This window comes from Bacterioplanoides sp. (assembly GCF_965226395.1).
Lineage (GTDB): Bacteria > Pseudomonadota > Gammaproteobacteria > Pseudomonadales > Oceanobacteraceae > Bacterioplanoides.
Window position 1 is genome coordinate 970049 of the sequence record NZ_OZ245358.1, and the last position, 19794, is coordinate 989842.

Consider the following 19794-nt stretch of genomic DNA (forward strand, 5'->3'; position numbering starts at 1 on the left):
TCCTTTTCAAGAATTGTTCGCTAACGCCGATAAACGAGCCATGAAAGTTTTTTTATTGCTCGTTTTTTTATTTTTTTCCGCATCACTTCAGGCACGCCAGATTCTTGGCTGTGGCCCGCAATGGTTACAATCCTTTTTGCCGATGGCCGATATACTGGCCTCTGCGGATGATCAGTATCTGGCCGTAGGCTGTTATTTAACACACAACCCGGTTGCCGGTCGCAGCCGCTGGTTTCCGCAATTACCACAGCTTCAGCTGATCAGCGCACTGCCAACTGCCGCATCAAAAGCCGAAGAAGATGCTCAGTTTCAAAGGGCGCATATCCGCCTCCCGATACGGCGTTTTCAGCATACTCAGCTGGCCATCATGGCTGACTACCAGCAACAACAGATACGCAGTGAATTATTACAAGACACTTACTGGGCCCGCGCGGACCGGATACTGGCTTCCGGGCAATCATTATTAATCGAGCATCAACAACTGCGTTATGGGCTGGAATTTACGCTGCTCGATGCCGACAAATGGCTGAATACCCTGAGCGTGGCTTATGAACAAAACAAGCAGCCGGTTCATCTGAATCAGCAACAGCCCGGCCGCATTGATGTACTGACCCCGACTCTGTATGACATCAGCCAGATTGCCGCAGGCTATCGGGCTCAGCGCTGGGGCTGGAATCTGAACTGGCAGCTGGCATTAGGCTACGGTTATCTGCGCGACAATGGCGTTTCTCTACTACAAGATAGCGATCAGGACAGCCGTTTTAATCACCTCCGATTAGAGCTGGAATGGCGTTACCGCTGGCGTTTGAGTCAGCGTATCAGTGTACAATCGGGTGTTGTCGGTGAGTTTCAGTATTTTGATTTTGGCAAACAAAACCGCCAGCAACGCTATCAGTTTAACAGCGGCAGCGCTGAGCTTTATCGGCTGTTTGCCGGGTTAGAATGGCGCTTCTGACGATATTCCAGCGGTGTGACGTTAAACCAGCGTTTAAATGCGCGACTAAAAGCACTGCTTTCAGCAAAGCCCAGTTGTTCACTGATGGCTGTTAAGGACATGGGTGTGTGTGCCAACAAATGTTCGGCCCGCTGCTTACGTTCTGACTCCAGCAACGACTGAAATGACGTCCCCCCGTCCTGCAATTTGCGTTGTAAGGTACGACTGCTGATATTCAGATGACGGGCGATATCTTCACGATCAAAGGTAAGCTCAACCGCATTACGCAATAGCTGCTCAATCAGCTGCACGGTATCCGGCTGATCCAATACCGCCAACTGTTGCTCCAGCATTTGTTCGTGTACTGCGGCTAAATTCTGATCGCGAAATGCCAAGGGCTCATCCAGAATAGCAGCAGGAAAAACCAGTGCATTACGCGAGCTGGCAAACTTCAACGGCGCGGCAAAAATACGCTGATAATGATCCAGGCTTTGCGGAGCCTGATGGGTTAACTCCACCCGGGTTAAGGTCAGTGTTTGACACGTCAACCAATTGGCGAAGTTGCGCAGTAATACCAGCACGGCATCAATTTGATGACGGCTGAAACTATCGGCGGCCGGTTGGTATACCAGTGCCGCCTGATCTCCTTCAATCGTCAGAACATAACCCCCACCATCACTCACCAGCCGGGTATAACGATTGGACTTCTCCAGCGCAGCCGCCAGTGTTTCACTGTGCATCAGGCTCAGAGCAAATAACTGGAAATGACCCGGCTTAACCTGTTCACCCATTAATAAACCAAAGTCTGACGCCTGCGATAACCGCTCCGCCTCACGCCAGATCATTAAGGTTTGTTCCAGACTGATACGGCAATAAGGCTGATCCAGTAACGTTGCATCGATGCCAGCGACATCCAGCAGAGTATGGCGATCAACACCCTGATGCTCTGCACCCATCAGCAGAGCACGAATCCATAACCCGGAAACCGTTTTTATGGTTGGTTGCGACATGCAGTAACTTCATTTATCAGATCAGAGGTGCCTGATCATAAAGTTCATCAACCATGCAGGGCAAATATTAACCGCAACCCGTTAAACGTTGATATGAACACCACGGCGTTTATAGCAGTGGGAAGCATTGCAATAAATCGTAATCAGGCGGCCTTTATCCGGCGTCTGAATGATGTAGAGGTCGGTAAACTCCGGTGTCCTCTCCATAAATCTTGCATTGTGAATTTGTTGCGACAGCAGGACGCTGCCAGACAGGGATGTATTTGGGGTATCCTGAATTCCCATCATGGCGGTCAGTACCACCAGCAGACAGAATATTCTCATCATTTTCACCTCCAGCCATCGGCCACACTTTTCAGTATAGGAACGATCAGAAGGTGACGATGTATTTTTTTGTTATAAGCGGGAGATACAAAAACGCCCCCACCGGTTAAGGCGGAGGCATTTAAATCATCAACTGGCTACCGTCGTTCTATAGCCGTAGTTAATCTATTGCCGCTTTAGGGACACCATCAATTCGGCTTCACCTCTGGCCATACCACAACTGTCGATCAGCTCTGCCGCCGTCGCTCCTAAGCTCACCAGACGAGAAGCCTGCTCAAAGGTGTTGTTGTCAGTATTGGGCAGCATGGCCTTTTTTTCGACTTTCTGAAAACGGGCTTCCACTTGTTTGATACGTCGCCCCATACCAATGGCACTGCGACTCAGCCCCTGATTGGCTTCATCCAGTGCACTCAGAGTGGCATTGACTCTGGACTGCTCCTGTAACTGTTGTCGGCGCAACGACCATAAAAAGGAGCCAACAACCAATAACATGGCAAAATTGCCGATTAACAACCAGTGCACCAGAGTCAGTGACGACATAGCAAACCTCTATAAACCTTGAAGCTCGTTCCACTCCTCATCTGTCATCAGTTTCTCCAGGTCAACCAGAATCAACAATTCGTCGTTCTTATGGCAAACACCCTGAATAAACTTGGCACTCTCTTCGTTACCGACATTAGGGGTGGTTTCAATTTCTGACTGACGTAGATATACCACTTCAGCCACCGCATCCACGAGAATGCCTACCACCTGATTTTCCGCTTCGATAATTACGATACGGGTCTGGTCGGTTGTGTCAGCCGTCGGTAAACCAAAGCGCTGGCGCGTGTCGATTACAGTGACCACATTACCGCGCAGGTTGATAATACCTAACACGTATGGGGGCGCACCCGGTACCGGGGCAATTTCACTGTAGCGCAGCACTTCCTGCACCTGCATCACGTTAATACCGTAAGTTTCGTTCTCCAAACGGAACGTCACCCACTGCAGAACCGGATCGTCTGCACTCTTGTTTCCGGCTATTGCTGACATAAAACATCCTCACTAAGAAAGGGTCAGTGCGTCAAAAAGACGTTGAAACCTCTCTTAACTATAGATCAGAGCACAAAGTGTACCAGCCAAATTCAGTATTTTTTTCAGCGAATGTTCGGAGGGCCAAAGCGGCCGCTAAGCACGGCCGGAAAAGCATCACTGACGGACGTTTTGTTCCAGTAATTCCATCAGATTTGGCACGTCTACCAGCGCACACATTTCAGAAATCACAGTACCCGCCAGCCAGGGACGTTTACTGCGGTCCCCCCGCCATTTAATCGAGTCATGCACCAGAGTTACCGTCTCGCAGATTTCCTGACACGCCAGCGCCCAGGGTGAGCGATCGAGCTGAATCACAAAGTCGTAGCCCTGATCCTGCAGAGAAATGCTGCGTTCCGGCATGATCAAGGCGGCACTATCAATGATGGTGAGCTTTTGTTCTTCTGTCTGCCACACCCCCAACGACCAGCTGGCCTGGCCAAACAGGGGAGTAATCTTCTCATTGCGGTTATGCACACCACCTAACAGCGACAACGGAATCGCCAGCTTCAGCCCCGCCACTTTAAAGATCAGGCATTCCACTCCCTGAACCGAACGCCAGTCTAATGCCTCGGTTGTGTGTGTTTCTGCGTGTTCCTGTACCTGTGTTTCCACCTCAGCTACCTGATCGACAACCGCAGTCTCAACCGGTTCAGGTTCAGCGGCTATCACCTCAGGTTCAGAAGCAACAGACTCAGAGGCAACAGGAATCACGGCAGGTTCAGGTATAGTTAAAGCCGGTTTAAGCGCAGGCCGTTCCAGTTCAGCCGGAGCGTAAGGACGACGGCTGGCAGGCTCTTTCAGACGTTCAACTTTAACTTCCGGCGGTTGTGGCACTTCACGCTGTAATTCAGCCACGGCAACCCGTTCAGCAGTCGTTTGTGTGGCTGCAACAGGAGGAGAAGCTTCGGTAGCAGTGACTAATAACTGATCCAGATAACCCTGTAATACGTCATCCACCTGATTGGTTGATTTCGTACGGGTGGCTGATTGCGTCAGAATCGTGGTTTCGGGCTGTTTATCATTCATGGCTCAATGCCCGCTCAGCCCGGCTAAACGCCGTTATCCATAAAGGTAACGTCTGGCTGTTTTGATCATCACCCAGAGACGCCAGCGTCTGACCACAATGCTGCAATACACATAAACGCAGCCGTGAGGCTGGCAGTTGCTTCAACAGCATCAGGGTATTGAGAAAATAACTGTAACGTCCGGCCAACGGTAATTCCTGCTCTGCCACACACAGCACCGGAGCACGCCCGGGGGCTAAGGTTGAAGCAGAAAAGACAGCCGCCTTTGGCTGCTCGTTGTGATCAGAGTCGCCTTGCTGATCGGTCTGGTCTTGTTGCTTAAGCTGAACTTGTTTTTCAGGCTGCTCGGCAAAAGGCTCAACCGCTTGCTTTAATAAGGCATCCCAATCCGCTGCCGGATCTTCGGGCGGCGCCAGCAACGCATCCAGATAATCACCTAATGGATTGTTCTCTGCGGTGCTCATATTAAGCCTCCGCGGTTGCGTTCAGCAGTTTCAGTAAATGGCGATAAGCCCGAACACCCCGACCGTCAGGCTCCAGCTGATGTGGAAAAATTCCTTGATGGCTGGCATCACGCAGGCGGGTATCCACCGGAATGGCTTCTTCCCAGAGTGTATCGGTATAAGTGCGCCGCATTTCTTTTAAAGTAGTAAGCGATGCACCGGTACGCCGGTCAAATAAGGTTGGGACAATGGTGTAAGGCAAATTGCGGTTTTGCGAGCGCATCACCATTTTTAAGGTATGAATCATACGTTCCAGACCTTTCATCGCCAGATGTTCGGTCTGAGTGGGTATCACCAGCCGCTGACAAGCCGCCAGTGCATTGACTAATAACACGCCAAGAATCGGAGGCGTATCCAGCAAGACATAATCATAATCATCCCACAGCTGCGCCAGACTTCGCGCCAGCACTAAGCCCATGCCATCCTGACCACTCACCTGACGCTCCAGCGTTGCCAGCGATGTGGTTGCCGGTAATAAAGAAACACTGGGAAGGCTGGTTGGCTTGAGAACACTCTGAACAAAGGCTTTATCTTTATGGCGTTGCTCAAAAAATAAGTGATACAGGCTGCGATCCAGACTGTCAGGATCTTGTTTGAAGTAACTGGTTAATGAGCCGTGGGGGTCAAGATCAACCAATAACACACGATGGCCCTGCTCAGCCAGTAATCCCCCCAGCGATACCACACTGGTGGTTTTACCCACGCCACCTTTTTGATTTGCAATTGACCAGATTCTCACTGATGCCACCTTCTGTTCGTTTATTGCCGAGTCTTGGCCCTGCATCTTGACGCAACGCAGGGCTAACCGGTGAAGAAAGCAAAAACTGTGTCAATTACCGAAATAGCCGTCAGTCGTTTTAAGGCTCCGATGGCCGCGACCAGGGTTTGTCAAACGAACCCTGAGTCATAAAAATCACTACCCGTCGGTTTTTCGCCTTCGCTTCATCTGAGCTGCCTTCATCAACCGGGTGGTAATGGGACATGCCCATGGCCGCCATCCGTTGTGGCGCGACGCCGTATAACACCAGGTTCTGAACCACTGACGCAGCCCTTAACACCGAAATTTCCCAATTGCTGACCCCCGTCGCCGGGGTATCGTCACTGTGTCCCTGAACATTGATCGGAAACGGCCAGCCGCGTAAATGTTCGGCAATGGCCTCAATCAGTGGTAATGCTTCGTCACGCAGCCGGGTCTGACCACTGGCAAACAATAAGTCGGCATTCAGGGAGACACTGATCCAGTCTTCTTCACCATTTACCTCTATATCGTCCGATTCCGGAATTATTTGAGTCACCTGACGAATATCGGCCAATAACGGTAATAAACCATTACCTTTAGCCAACGGTGTGGAGAGTTGTGGCACCGGTAGTTCGGTGATGGGGAGCTGATTGGAGAAGACGGCTTCGATTTCACTGCGAATGGCGGCACCCTCTTCTTCGTCAATCAGCTGCAGGGCATACAGCATGATAAAAAAGGCACACAGCAGCGTCATATAATCGGCGTACGATACCAGCCAGCGATGTGGGTCCGGGCCTGCACTCTTGCTACGACCGCTGTTGTCAGACATATCAGAGCACCATACCCTGCAACCGGAAGCGCAACGCAATTGGGTTAACCCCTTCGCGCACCGATAACAGTCCAAGCAGCATGGTGTCGTAGTAACGTTTACGGATGGCAATGTATTGCCGCAATGTATTGGCAATCGGGATCACCACCAGATTAGCCGCCGCCACCCCATAAAAAGTAGCAACAAACGCGGTGGCAATACCTTGTGCCAGGGCTTCCGGCTGCTGAATATTCGATAACACCTGCATCAGGCCCAACACAGCACCAACAATACCCAAAGTTGGCAGATAACCAGCCAGGTTATCCAGTACCGAGACAATATCGAGGTCACGCTCTTCGAGGGATTTAAGCTCCAGCTCCATGGTGGCTTTCATGGTGTCATCATCGTAACCATCAACCAGTAATGTCAGTGCTTTTTTAAAGGCGGGGTCCATTTCACTATTGGCCAGGCGTTCCAGCGCCAGAATACCATCACGGCGTAACGCATTACCGCAGGTCACCAGTTTGTTGATCAGGCCATCAAACGAATAAACCGGTGGCGCGAACAGCCAGCTAAGCATGCCAGCCAGAGGTTTCAGATAGGATTTGGGGATTTGCGCCAATGCGGCAAAAAAAGAACCAGCAAACACGATCAGAGCCGCTGCCGGGTTCCACAGTAAACTCAACGCGCCGCCTTCCAGAGTATGGCCCATCACCACAACCATAAGGGCCAAACCAACGATTACCAGGCTCCAACGATCCATGTTCTTCTCCGTCAGCCTACATCTTTGCTCAGCCTTGGGCCGACATCTTTCAACGCTAATACTTCGTCGCTGATGCCTTCTTTAATGACGGCTAAAGGCATACCAAAAATCACACTGCTTTCTTCATCCTGAGCCCAGATGGTTGAACCGGCCTGTTTTAATAAACGGGCACCTTCTTTACCATCAGAACCCATACCTGTTAACACCACGCCCAGCGTATTGCGGCCAAAGTGCTTGGCAGCCGACGCAAAAGCAATATCAACACTGGGGCGATAATTAACCCGCTGATCACTTTCATGAATATGAATCGATCCACCGTTGCGTTTATCCACCATCAGCTGCATACCACCCGGTGCAACATACACATGGCCAGGCTTTAATAAGTCGCCTTCTTCCGCTTCTTTCACCGTTAACGGGCTCATGGCATTTAAGCGTTCAGCAAAGGCTTTGGTAAAGGAGCCGGGCATATGCTGAATAATCACAATCGGCGTTTTAAAGCCGGCTGATAAGGTTTTAAACAAGGTCTGTAGCGCCGCCGGGCCACCGGTTGAGGTGCCGATCATAACCAGATCGGTCTTACCAATGGGTTTAGGGGCTGCTGGGCGGCTGCTCGCCGCTGGCATAACCCGAGTCTGATTTTTGGCGACTGCGGCAATTTTATTAGTCAGTGCTTTGCGGACTTCTGCCGTACCTTTGGCAATGGCATCAAAGTTTTTCGATAAGAAGTCGAGTGCTCCGGCATCCAGCGCATCCAGTGTGACTCGTGCTCCTTCAAACGTCAGAGAAGAGAACATCAGAATCGGCACCGGACGTTGTTGCATGATGGTACGCACGGCGGTGATGCCGTCCATCACCGGCATTTCGTAATCCATGGTGATGACATCAGGCTTCAGCGACTCGTTTAATTCAACCGCTTCACGACCATTGGCGGCGTCACCCACCACTTCCATACGACCATCGGCATTAATAATTTCAGACACCCGGCGTCGGAAAAAGCCAGAATCATCCACGACCAGAACACGAATCGTCACTCAATTTCCCTCGATAACACCCCGCTCAGTCAACGAGATATGTTGTTAACAGGATGCTCCCGCCAAAGCGGGAGTATCTTATGTGGCCAGGCCACTTATGGCCTCAACCGCACATCAGTGCGATGAGTAATGGTTCAGCATGCTTGGAATATCGAGAATCAGCGCAATACGGCCATCACCGGTAATCGTTGCCCCGGCCATACCCGCAGTGCCATGCAGCATTTTACCCAGCGGCTTGATCACCACTTCTTCCTGACCAATTAACTGATCCACCACAAAACCAACGCGCTTGGTCCCCACCGACACCACCACAACGTGTGCTGTCTCATCCGCTTTGGCGTGTGCTTCACCTTTGACCAGCCAGCGCTTAAGGTGGAACAGCGGCACTGGTTTTTCACGTACCACCACGACTTCCTGACCATCAACAATATTGGTCTGGGTAAGGTCGAGGTGGAAGATTTCGTTCACACTCACCAATGGGAAAGCGAATGCCTGATCTTTCAGCATCACCATCAGCGTAGGCATAATCGCCAGCGTTAATGGCACCTTGATGCGGATACTGGTGCCTTTACCCATCTCTGAATCGATATTGATGGTACCGTTCAACTGGGTGATTTTGGTTTTCACCACATCCATGCCAACACCACGTCCGGACACATCAGAGATCTGTTCTTTGGTGGAGAAGCCCGGGGCAAAAATCAGGTTGTAGCATTCGTTTTCACTCAAACGATCCGCCGCATCCTGATCCATCACACCTTTTTCGACCGCTTTGCGGCGTAAAACATCGGCATCCATACCGCCACCATCGTCTTCGATGATCAGCAGAATATGGTCACCTTCCTGCTCGGCTGATAACACCACCGTGCCAACACGAGCTTTACCTGCCTGCTCACGCACGTCCGGCATTTCCACACCGTGGTCAACCGCGTTACGCACCAGGTGAACCAATGGATCGGCCAGCGCTTCCACCAGGTTTTTATCCAGGTCGGTTTCTTCACCGCGCAGTTCAAGGTTAATTTCTTTCTTCAGCTGACGAGCCAGGTCACGTACAACCCGAGGGAAGCGACCAAACACTTTTTTGATCGGCTGCATCCGGGTTTTCATCACCGATGCCTGTAAGTCACCCGTCACCACATCCAGATTGGCAACCGCTTTTGACATCGACTCATCGTTACTCTTTAACCCCAAACGCACCAGACGGTTACGTACCAGTACCAGCTCGCCCACCATATTCATGATGTCATCCAGGCGTTTGGTATCAACCCGAACGGTGGCTTCAGCCGCCGGGGCACTGTCTTTTTCAGCCGGACGTTTAGCCGCTGACTTCGCAGCGGGTTTGGCGGCTGCAGCCGGTTTTGGCTCGGCCTTTGGCGCCGGTTTAGCAGCGCTTTCAGGCTTAGGTGCGGCTTTGGCTACAGGCGCTTGTTCAGGTGCGGCAGCCTTCGGTGCCTCAGCTGCGGCTTGTGGTGCAGCCGGAGCCGCCTCATCCGCTGCCGAAGCAGAATGTTTGCCTTTGCCGTGTAAACGATCGAGTAATTCTTCAAATTCAGAATCAGTAATCAGATCATCACCCGACGACGGTGCAGCGGGTTCTGCCGCGGCAGGCTCAGGTGCTGTTTGTTTGGCGACATCCGCTGAGACATGTTTACCTTTACCATGAATCTGATCCAGCAAGGCTTCAAACTCATCTTCGGTAATTTCATCATCGGATTCCGGATCCGCTGCACTATCGGTATCGATAAACAACTCGGCACCGGCATCGTTATCCGCAGCAACGCTGTTATCGGGCGCAGATGGTTCCGCGGCAGCAGGCGTATCCGCCGTGCCGTCCAGTGCGTCCAGCAATTGCTCAAATTCGTCGTCAGTGATATCACCGGAGTCCGCTTCAGCGGCTGCAACAGGTTCAGCGACCGCTTCTTCAGCAGGCTGTTCAACCGCGTCAGCAACAGCCGACGGCTCAGCAGTAACCTGAATGTCCTCAGCCACCGGGGCCGAATCACTCTCGCCCTCACCTTCCGGTAAAGCCAGCTGATGCAGACGTTCGATCAAAGCCGGATCAGCCGCTTCAGGCTCAGCGCCGGAACGAACGCTTTCAAACATTTCGTTAACCGAATCCAATGCCTGAAGTACGACGTCCATCAGATCCGGATTAACACTGCGATTACCATTTCGTAAGGTATCAAAGACGTTTTCAGCGGCGTGACAACAATCAACCAGAGCATGTAACTGTAAGAAACCTGCACCACCTTTCACCGTGTGGAAACCACGGAAAATAGCATTTAACAGATCATTATCATCGGGTCGCTGTTCAAGATCGACGAGCTGCTCGGAGAGTAATTCAAGAATTTCTCCGGCTTCAATCAAAAAATCCTGGAGGATTTCTTCATCTGCATCGAAACTCATCCGTTAGCTCCTTTAAAAGCCAAGACTGGATAACAGATCATCAACGTCATCCTGGCTGCTCACTACATCATCACTGTCTTTGTTAATTTGCGGACCTTCAGCAACAATATTTGCTTCTTCTGGTGCCGCCTCTTCAGTTTCAGTGACAACCTCTAAATCCGAATGAGTAATTCCTGTGATGGAGTCAATATGCCCTGCCATCGCTACCAGGTTTACTAAACGGGTTTCTACTTCGCGTACCAGATCAGCCACTTTATGAATGACCTGACCGGTTAAATCCTGAAAGTCCTGCGCCAACATAATGTCGGACAACTGCCCTTGCAGGGTCTGTGACTGTTGCGCACTGTCCTGCAAAAAGATGTTGATGTCTTTTGTTAACGTGCGAAATTCTTCAGGCCTTAATTCTTTATTCAGGAAACGCTGCCATTGAGTTGACAAAGCCGACGCCCGCCCCTGGATATCGGCTGCCAGCGGCAAACTGGCATCCACCAGATCCATGGTGCGATTTGCTGATTTATCGGTCATTTCAACCACATACGCCAGCTTGTCGGTTGCGTGCTCAATCTCAGATCCGGCACCAATCGAGTCAATTTTCAGGTTTTTAATTGACTCATGTAATGCCCGGGTTAAGTGACCAATTTCATCGTATAACGTACGGTCACGAACCTCGTTAAGATCGTTCACCATGGCAACGGCTTTACCCAGATTGCCATTTTCCAGCTGCTTCAGCATGTCTTCAGCAAGCGAACGGATCTCAGAGCCAACTTCCTGGCCATCTCCCGGTCCTGTGGTATCAGCTGTGATATCAGCCATGAGTTTGCCTTCTGGTTAGCCTTCGACTCGTTCAAAAATCTTATCGATTTTTTCCTTAAGAACAGCGGCGGTAAATGGTTTCACCACGTAACCATTCACACCCGCCTGGGCGGCTGCGACAATCTGATCGCGCTTGGCTTCCGCAGTGACCATCAGTACCGGCAAGGATTTCAGACGATCATCCGCCCGTACCTTCTTCAGCAAATCGAGGCCTGTCATCCCTGGCATATTCCAATCGGTGACCAGAAAATCAAAATCCCCGTTTTCCAGCATCGGCAACGCGGTTGTACCATCGTCGGCTTCTGCGGTATTGGTGAAACCCAGATCACGCAATAGATTTTTGACAATTCGTCTCATCGTAGAAAAATCATCAACGATAAGAATCTTCATATTTTTGTCCAAAACGACCTCCACTAATCGACTTTGCACATTCCAAGTCGTTACTTAGATTTAGTGTAGACCGTGTCGGGGCTTTATCCAGAAAGGAATCAGGGATAAGAGTGATTCTTTTGCGATAACCTGTCAGAAACCGGAAGCAGGTCAACTTTCTTTGCGAATCAGCAGGTTAGAGATAACTGATAAGAGAACACGCGAGACCAGTAGCAAACGGGCCAGCGGTATCGGGCAGGTTAGTGAATCCAGTCGGATAAACGCGAGCGTAATCGTGCTGCCGCCTGACTGTGAAGCTGACTGACGCGGCTTTCACTGACTCCGAGCACCGCACCAATCTCCTTCAGGTTGAGCTCTTCATCGTAATACAACGCCAGCACCAACTGCTCCCGCTCGGGCAATAATTTAATCGCTTCGGCCAGGTGTTGCTGAAACGCACCACGCTCAATACCTTCCAGCGGGTTGGGGTTTTCACCCACAAACACATCAGCACCGGATTCGGTTTTCTCCAGCACTTCTTCGTAGCTGAATAAACGGCAACCGGCACTGTCTTGTAAGATGGCGTGATATTCTTCCTGAGAGATGCCCAGATGTTCCGCCACTTCGGCGTCTTCGGCATCGCGTCCTTTGATACTTTCCACCTGCTTGATGGCATCAGAAATACGTCGACTGTTGCGATGAACCGAGCGTGGCGCCCAATCACCGCGGCGGATTTCATCCAGCATGGCACCACGAATACGAATACCGGCATAGGTTTCAAAACTGGCCCCTTTACCACCATCGTATTTGCGCGCCGCTTCGAGCAGACCAATCATGCCGGACTGAATCAGATCATCCACCTGCACACTATCGGGTAAACGGCCCAGCATATGATGGGCAATGCGTTTAACCAGCGGTGCGTGCTGACGGATTAATTCGTCGACATTATTGTTCTGAACTTCGCTATACACCAGACAACTTCCAGCAGACACAACTCAAGCCTCTGTTTCCTGCACCAACCGATCAACAAAAAACTCCAGGTGACCCCGTGGTGTCGATGGCAGCGGCCACGAATCCACTTTTTTCGCCAACGCTTTAAAGGCGGTCGACGCTTTCGCCCGGGGATAAGCATCCACCACGGCTTTCTGGCGCTGAACCGCACGCTTGATGGCATCATCCTGAGGAATCGCCCCCACGTACTGCATGGCAACATCAAGAAAACGATCGGTCACCTTGGTCAGCTTACCAAATAACGCATTACCTTCCTGCGGTGACTTGACCATATTGGCAATAATACGGAAACGAAAGACCCCATAGTCACGATTCAGCAGCTTAATCTGAGCGTAAGCATCGGTGATGGAAGTGGGTTCGTCGGTGACCACCATCAGCACTTCCTGAGCGGCCCGGACAAAACTCATCACAGTGTCAGAAATACCCGCCGCCGTATCGACGATTAACACATCAACATCGTCACCAATATCACTGAACGCCTGAATCAGACCGGCATGCTCCATCGCATTCAACTGCGACAGCTTTTGCGTACCTGATGAAGCCGGAACAATACGGATTCCGCCCGGGCCTTTCACCATCACATCACGTAAGTCGCACTCGCCCTGCAACACGTTTTCGATGGTTTTGTTTGAACTGATGCCTAACAAAATATCAATATTCGCCAGGCCCAGATCCGCATCCAGAACGACAACACGACGGCCCATATCAGCCAGCGAAATAGCCAGGTTCACCGATACATTACTTTTGCCCACACCGCCTTTACCACCGGTGACAGCGATCACTTGTACGGGATGCCTCGACATATCCGATTATGCTCCTTGTTGAAAACGGGATTGAGTAGCCATGTGCATCGCGCCTGCCGCTTGCCAGCGGGTACGCGCCATACGAGCCATTTGTTCAGACAACTTAACCATCTTATCGGCATCCGGATAATGCACATCATCCGGTATATGTGGTCCGTCGGTTACAATCGTGACCGGTAGCTGGGTTAAGGCCGCCACACTCATTGCTGGCCCAAGGCTGAAACACTCATCCAGTTTGGTAAATATACACCCGGTCAAACCGGCTGCTTTAAAATGTTCGTAGTTTTCCTGCAAGCATCGCCCCTGACTGGTCAGTGGCAATACCAATAATTTTTGCAGCCCGGAACGCACTTTCTTAAGCATAGACAATTGTGTCTGAAAGTGGGTGTCCTGACTGGCTAATCCGGCGCTATCCACCAGCACCAGCTTTTTGTGCTGGGTTTTTAATAACGCCTGTTTGAGCTCTTGTTCGTTACTGACTTTATGGAGCTCAACTCCCAGAATGCGCGAAAAAGTACCGATCTGATCGTGTGCCGCAACCCGGTAATTATCCAGAGTGATCAAGGCGACGCTGTCGGCCCCATGATGAATAACAAACTGCCCCGCCAGTTTACCGATAGTGGTGGTTTTACCGGCTCCGGTTGGCCCAACCAGCGCATAACGGCCACCTTTTTCCAGCAACTGTGGTGGTGCTACCGGCAGATCACGGGCAATAAGCTTCAGCGCCTGCTGCCAGGAGTCTTCAATCGACTGTCCATCGGGTATCTGACTGGCAATACGATCCGCCCAGGCTGGCTCCAGACCAACGTCCTGACAACGCTGCCATAACTGAGATTGTTGCCAGGTTAATGGCCGACCGGTATCCCAGGCGCTGCCCTGATGGCTGACCATCCAGTTTTTTAACTCGCGCAGCTCATCGCTCATGGCGTCAATGACACGACCATAACGGGCTTCGGATGCTGCAACGCGTTCTTCCATGGCATCGATCTTTACGCTCGACTGTTCAACCGAGGCCAGACTTTCTTTACGCTCTTCACGTTGATAGCGGTAACCCGGACGCTCATCCTGATCAGACAAGTTATCGTTGGTATGTCGATTCGGACGATAGTCGCTGTTGGCATACGGCGATGACAGGCGTTCGTCCAATCCGCTATTAGCTGAAGCACCAGTGCCCTGGTCATAACGCTTTTGCTTCAGCCCTTGCAGTACATCTTTTAATCCTTCAGGTGAACTAAGGTCGGATGAACGGGCGTATTGCAGTCGTTGCTCCTGCTCAGAGCGGCTGTTGCTTCTTTGGGTGTTGTTTCCAGAGGTGTTGCTTCCAGAGGTGCCGTTTCGACTAGCCCGGGCTGCTTCCAATTCGCGCTGTAATTCCAGCTGGCGTTCCACGTCTTTGTCAGCATTTGGAGCACTTGACTGGTAATCCAGGGCAGCAACCACTTCAAAGCCGTCGGCCACTTTTTTACTCGACATAATGACCGCATCTGTCCCCAGCTCCTGCGAGACTTTGCGTAAAGCAAGCTGCATATTGGCAGCTACAAAGCGTTTCACTTTCATAGTCAGATCCCGGTCATTAACACGTTCGGTTAATCAACGTCAGATTAAGTATTCTGAGCACCCACGTTTGCCACAATGGTAATGCTCTTGTTATCAGGAATTTCCTGATAGGCCAGCACCGTCAGTGCTTCAATGCCGTTACGGATAAATTCCGCCATGGCTGCGCGCAGCTGTGAGGTCACCAACAGTACCGCTGGTCGACCTGCGATTTCTTGTTCCTGAGCCGCGTCAGCCAGAGAACGTTGCAGGGTTTCGGCCATGCCCGGCTCCAGTATCAAGCCGTATTGTGCTCCCTGTTGCGCACTCTGCTGCAAGGTCTTAAGCAACAACTGTTCCAACTGTGGTTCCAGAGTGATAACCGGTAGCTCATCCTCATTACCAAAGACGCTCTGGACGATCATCCGTGCCAGCGACAGTCGCGCTGCGCTGACCATGGCGGCGGTATCTTGACTCTGACCACCCATATTCGCCAAAGACTCGGCGATAGAACGCAGGTCACGTACCGGCACACCGTCTTTCAACAGGGTCTGCAAGACATTAAGTAACTGGCTGATGCTGACGGTATTCGGCACCAGTTCTTCGGCCAGTTTCGGCGAGGTTTTGGCCAGCATATCCACCAGCTTCTGAGCATCCTCATGGCCGATTAATTCATGAGCGTGTTTTTGTAATTTCTGATTGATGTGAGTCGCCACCACGGTACTGGCGTCGACCACGGTGTAACCCAGTGTTTGTGCCCGGTCTTTCTGCTCAGCATCAATCCAGAAGGCCTCCAGACCAAACGCCGGGTCCTGCGTCGCCAGGCCATCAATTTTGCCAAACACCTGACCCGGGTTAATCGCCAGCTCACGCTCGGGATAAATTTCGGCTTCAGCCAGCGTCACACCCATCAGGGTCACACGGTATTGATTGGGCATCAGGTCGAGGTTGTCGCGGATATGCACCGACGGCATCAGGAAACCTAAATCCTGGGACAGCTTACGACGAACGCCCTTAATGCGGTTCAGCAGTTGCCCACCCTGATTTTTATCCACCAGCGGGATCAGACGATAACCCACTTCCAGACCAACGCGATCCACCGGTTCAACGTCATCCCAGCCCAGCTCTTTAACTTCCATCTGTTTGATCGCTGCTTCAGCCTGCTGTTGAGGCGCGGCCAGCGCATTACCGGGTTCAGCCCCTTCGCTAGCTGCAGCCACTTTAGGCTGACTGCCTAAACGCTGAGCAATGGCATCACCCAGCTTGCCACCTTCGGTTTTCCAGTGAGAAAAGTAGGCGGCCGTGCCACACGCGGCGGCGGCGCTGAGAAACACCAGATGCGGCATGCCCGGCACGATGCCCATCAGAAATAACAGACCCGCAGTTACACCCAGCGTGCGCGATGAACCAAACATCTGGCCCACCACCTGATCGCCCATGCCTTCATCACTGCTGTTACGGGTTACCATAATCGCCGTCGCAGTTGACAGTAACAGGGATGGAATCTGCGCCACCAGACCATCACCAATGGCTAACAAGCTGTAGGCGGAGATCGCATCACCAAAGCCCAGTGAGTGCTGGCTCATACCAATGGCTAAACCACCCACGACGTTGATAATCAGAATCAGAATACCGGCGACTGCGTCACCTTTTACGAATTTACTGGCACCGTCCATTGAACCGTAAAAATCGGCTTCGGCAGCAATATCGCCACGACGCTTTTTGGCTTCTTCGGCTTCGATCAATCCGGCGTTTAAGTCGGCATCAATCGCCATTTGTTTACCCGGCATGGCATCCAGGGTAAAACGTGCACTCACCTCGGATACCCGACCAGCACCCTTGGTCACTACCACAAAGTTGATGATTACCAGAATGGTAAACACCACCAGACCCACGGCGTAGTTACCACCAATCAGAACTTCACCAAAGGCTTCAATCACTTTACCGGCCGCATCGCCACCTTCGTGGCCATACAACAAAACCACCCGCGTCGAAGCCACGTTTAACGCCAGTCGCAGTAAGGTTGCAACCAGAAGAATGGTGGGGAAAACGGCAAAATCGAGGGGACGCTGAGCATACACGCTCACCAGCAACACCACGATGGATAAGGTGATGTTAAAGGTAAAGAACATATCCAGCATAAAGGGTGGCAGTGGCAGGGTCATCATTCCCAGCAGCACCAACACCATAATCGGAATTCCTAAATTTCCCTGTGCCAACAAGCTGGCGGCCTGTTTAAGCTGGCCTGTGACCTGTTGCCTGGAAGCTACTGCCATGCGTACTCTCTACCTGTATAAATCGTCTGTAAAAATGTGTCAGAAAATCATCAACATCACAGCTACTGCAAGAAGCTTTCCTAAATTGAACAATCAGAAAATTTAATTGGCAGAAAAATTTAATGAGCGGAAAAATTAATGGGGAGTACTGCCGTCAGGGTCGACACGCAGATCTCTTGGAATTGGCATATCCGGTTTACGCTCTGGCTTCGGCCCATTGCCTTTAACAAACTGATCCATCTGAAAGACATAAGCCAGCACCTGTGCCACGGCCACGTATAAACCTTCTGGAATTTCTTCTCCCACCTTGGCATGGGTGAATAACGCCCGCGCCAGCGGCGGCGCCTGCATTTGCGCGACGTTATGCTCTTTGGCAATTTCGCGGATTTTAAACGCCACCTGATCACTACCCTTCGCCACCAGTACCGGTGCCTGCATCGAATCTGCAGCGTATTTTAATGCGACGGAATAGTGAGTCGGGTTGGTAATCACCACATCGGCATCCGGCACATCCGCCATCATACGACGTTGCGCCACTTCGCGTTGCAGCTGACGAATACGGCTTTTTACTTCGGGTTTACCTTCAGTCTCTTTGTATTCGTCTTTAATTTCCTGCAGCGACATGCGCAGCTTTTTGGTGTGGCTGTATACCTGCCAGGGCACATCGGCAATGGCAATCAGAATGGTGGATAAGCATAAAAAAATCACCGCCCAGATAAAGGTATCCACGGTGTGCATAATTGCCAGTTCAGTGGGTTCATGCTTAATCCCCATGATGTAATCAAAGGAAAACAGCAGTACTGCCACAGCCACTGCCCCTACCACCAGCACTTTGGCCCAGGCTTTCACCAACTCCACCAGAGAGTTCATGGAAAACATGCGCTTAATGCCGCTGAGCGGGTTTAAACGATCCAGTTTTGGGGTGATGGCCTTGGTCGAAAACAACCAACCACCAATCCCCAAAGGCCCGGCGAACGCGGCTATTAATACCAGAATCAGCCATGGCGTCAGTGCCAGAGTGGCTTCCCATAACGCCGCTTCCAGATAAATAGACATAGCGCTGACGTCAAAGACGGCACTGCGCTCCAGATTAAAACTGAGTAACGCAATGCTGTTAATCCGTTCGCTCATCCATGGACCAAAGGCTAATAAACCGAAGGCTCCAATCACCAACACCATGGTTGTTGCTAATTCTTTAGAGCGTGGAACCTGACCTTCTTCACGGGATTTCTGGAGCCTTCGCTCCGTGGGTTCTTCGGTTTTTTCCTGACTGGAATCTTCTTCTGCCATAACAATTTACTGCAGCGTAAGTTTCTTCATAAATTCAAATAAGGTGTCCATTTGCTGCTGAAAACTCGTCGCCATATCAGCCATACTGAGCCACATCACAAATAAACCCACAATCATGGTTACCGGAAAACCCAGCGCAAAAATATTCAGCTGAGGTGCAGCCCGGGTCATGACACCAAAGGCCAGGTTAACCACCAATAACGCAGCCATCGCAGGCAAAGCCAGCACCAGAGCAGCAGCAAACATCCAGCCACTCCAGCGCACAATTAAGCCAAATTGTTCGGCTCCAAAGCCCTGCATGGATACCGGAAAGGTCGTAAAGCTATCAATTAGAATTTCAATCAGTACCAGATGTCCGTTTAACGACACAAATACCAGACTGACCAGAAATAAAAACCATTGGGAAATTACTACCACTGAGGCGCCCTGGCTTGGGTCCACCGTGGTGGCAATACCCAAACCGGTTTGCATCGCGATCAGCTGCCCGGCCAATACATACACCTGGGTCAGCATTTCAACAATAAAACCCAACGCAATACCAATCAGCAGTTGCTGCAAAATAATAATAAAGGAGGCCAGAGAAACCGCATCTACCTTGGGCATGGGTGGTAATATCGGCACCACCGCCAGAGTGATGGCCACGGCTAAAAAAATACGCACCCGCTGGTTTACCATACGGCTACCAATCAGTGGCATCACCATCAGCAATCCGGTAATACGGGCAAACGGGTACAGGTAACGGCCGATCCAGTGGCTGACATCAACCGGGTCTATTTCCAGCATAGTGCTTTTCCGTCAGCCAATAATAAAAGGAATATTCATATAAATCTGGCGGGTAAAATCCAGCACCATGGTCACTGCCCATGGGCCAAAGCCAATAATCGCCAATAAAGTCACCACCAGTCGCGGTAAAAAACTCAGTGTTTGTTCGTTAATCTGAGTAGCGGCCTGAAAGGTACTCACCACCAGACCAATAATCAGACTGGGAACAATCATGACCACCACAATCACCAATACGATATACAGCGCCTGAGTAAATAAATCGCCAATTTCTGTGGGTGTCATTTCAGGAGTCTCCCGCTATT

21 protein-coding genes are annotated in these 19794 nt (G+C 51.1%); 1 reads left to right on the top strand and 20 read right to left on the bottom strand.

The features are described 5' to 3' along the window. Positions 1-40: 40 nt before the first annotated feature. Positions 41-955 carry a hypothetical protein gene (locus ACO05E_RS04390; protein ID WP_419811773.1) on the top strand — a complete coding sequence of 305 codons (915 nt, stop codon included), beginning with the start codon at positions 41-43 and terminating at the stop codon, positions 953-955. On the opposite strand, the gene ACO05E_RS04395 is transcribed toward ACO05E_RS04390, so the two are convergent. The 20 genes from ACO05E_RS04395 to fliQ all read right to left on the bottom strand — a co-directional run bounded on the left by ACO05E_RS04395 (position 919) and on the right by fliQ (position 19774). After that, complete coding sequence (locus ACO05E_RS04395; RefSeq protein WP_419811774.1) at positions 919-1944, bottom strand: AraC family transcriptional regulator; 1026 nt, start codon at positions 1942-1944, stop codon at positions 919-921. The two genes, ACO05E_RS04390 and ACO05E_RS04395, sit on opposite strands and share 37 nt — an antisense overlap. 81 nt (positions 1945-2025) lie before the next feature. Further along, positions 2026-2271, bottom strand: coding sequence for a hypothetical protein (locus ACO05E_RS04400; protein WP_419811775.1), 246 nt, complete (start codon positions 2269-2271; stop codon positions 2026-2028). Positions 2272-2433: 162 nt separating this feature from the next. Continuing rightward, complete coding sequence (locus ACO05E_RS04405; RefSeq protein WP_419811776.1) at positions 2434-2808, bottom strand: DUF2802 domain-containing protein; 375 nt, start codon at positions 2806-2808, stop codon at positions 2434-2436. Between the two features lie 9 nt (positions 2809-2817). After that, positions 2818-3300, bottom strand: coding sequence for a chemotaxis protein CheW (locus tag ACO05E_RS04410; RefSeq protein ID WP_255858899.1), 483 nt, complete (start codon positions 3298-3300; stop codon positions 2818-2820). A gap of 156 nt (positions 3301-3456) precedes the next feature. Beyond that, a complete protein-coding gene (locus tag ACO05E_RS04415) occupies positions 3457-4368 on the bottom strand; it encodes a chemotaxis protein CheW (protein ID WP_419811777.1) in 912 nt (303 codons plus the stop codon). Beyond that, positions 4361-4831, bottom strand: a complete 471-nt coding sequence (locus ACO05E_RS04420; protein WP_419811778.1) for a hypothetical protein — start codon at positions 4829-4831, stop codon at positions 4361-4363. The genes ACO05E_RS04415 and ACO05E_RS04420 overlap by 8 nt, the downstream gene beginning before the upstream one ends. A 1-nt stretch (position 4832) precedes the next feature. Then, positions 4833-5609 carry a ParA family protein gene (locus ACO05E_RS04425; protein WP_419811779.1) on the bottom strand — a complete coding sequence of 259 codons (777 nt, stop codon included), beginning with the start codon at positions 5607-5609 and terminating at the stop codon, positions 4833-4835. A 118-nt stretch (positions 5610-5727) separates the two neighbouring features. Further along, a complete protein-coding gene (locus ACO05E_RS04430; RefSeq protein WP_419811780.1) occupies positions 5728-6438 on the bottom strand; it encodes a flagellar motor protein MotB in 711 nt (236 codons plus the stop codon). A 1-nt stretch (position 6439) separates the two neighbouring features. Next, positions 6440-7180 (bottom strand): flagellar motor protein, encoded by a 741-nt coding sequence (locus ACO05E_RS04435; protein ID WP_419811781.1) that lies wholly within the window; start codon positions 7178-7180, stop codon positions 6440-6442. 11 nt (positions 7181-7191) lie between these two features. Beyond that, positions 7192-8211: a protein-glutamate methylesterase/protein-glutamine glutaminase gene (locus ACO05E_RS04440; protein WP_419811782.1), complete on the bottom strand. Its 1020-nt coding sequence runs from the start codon at positions 8209-8211 to the stop codon at positions 7192-7194. Between the two features lie 114 nt (positions 8212-8325). Further along, entirely contained in the window at positions 8326-10614 is a 2289-nt protein-coding gene (locus ACO05E_RS04445; protein ID WP_419811783.1) for a chemotaxis protein CheA, read from the bottom strand. Between the two features lie 12 nt (positions 10615-10626). Next, positions 10627-11427, bottom strand: coding sequence for a protein phosphatase CheZ (locus tag ACO05E_RS04450; protein WP_419811784.1), 801 nt, complete (start codon positions 11425-11427; stop codon positions 10627-10629). Between the two features lie 15 nt (positions 11428-11442). Then, positions 11443-11829 carry a chemotaxis response regulator CheY gene (gene cheY, locus ACO05E_RS04455; RefSeq protein ID WP_255858890.1) on the bottom strand — a complete coding sequence of 129 codons (387 nt, stop codon included), beginning with the start codon at positions 11827-11829 and terminating at the stop codon, positions 11443-11445. Positions 11830-12056: 227 nt separating this feature from the next. Then, positions 12057-12788: an RNA polymerase sigma factor FliA gene (locus tag ACO05E_RS04460; RefSeq protein ID WP_419811785.1), complete on the bottom strand. Its 732-nt coding sequence runs from the start codon at positions 12786-12788 to the stop codon at positions 12057-12059. Between the two features lie 3 nt (positions 12789-12791). Further along, complete coding sequence (locus ACO05E_RS04465; protein WP_419811786.1) at positions 12792-13610, bottom strand: MinD/ParA family protein; 819 nt, start codon at positions 13608-13610, stop codon at positions 12792-12794. 6 nt (positions 13611-13616) lie between these two features. Next, positions 13617-15167 carry a hypothetical protein gene (locus tag ACO05E_RS04470; RefSeq protein WP_419811787.1) on the bottom strand — a complete coding sequence of 517 codons (1551 nt, stop codon included), beginning with the start codon at positions 15165-15167 and terminating at the stop codon, positions 13617-13619. A 44-nt stretch (positions 15168-15211) separates the two neighbouring features. After that, on the bottom strand, positions 15212-17419 hold the full coding sequence (gene flhA / locus ACO05E_RS04475; protein WP_419811788.1) for a flagellar biosynthesis protein FlhA: 2208 nt from the start codon (positions 17417-17419) through the stop codon (positions 15212-15214). 135 nt (positions 17420-17554) lie between these two features. Then, entirely contained in the window at positions 17555-18709 is a 1155-nt protein-coding gene (flhB, locus tag ACO05E_RS04480) for a flagellar biosynthesis protein FlhB (protein WP_419811789.1), read from the bottom strand. 6 nt (positions 18710-18715) lie between these two features. Then, entirely contained in the window at positions 18716-19492 is a 777-nt protein-coding gene (gene fliR, locus ACO05E_RS04485) for a flagellar biosynthetic protein FliR (RefSeq protein ID WP_419811790.1), read from the bottom strand. A 12-nt stretch (positions 19493-19504) separates the two neighbouring features. After that, positions 19505-19774 carry a flagellar biosynthesis protein FliQ gene (gene fliQ / locus ACO05E_RS04490; RefSeq protein WP_419811791.1) on the bottom strand — a complete coding sequence of 90 codons (270 nt, stop codon included), beginning with the start codon at positions 19772-19774 and terminating at the stop codon, positions 19505-19507. Positions 19775-19794: the final 20 nt, after the last annotated feature.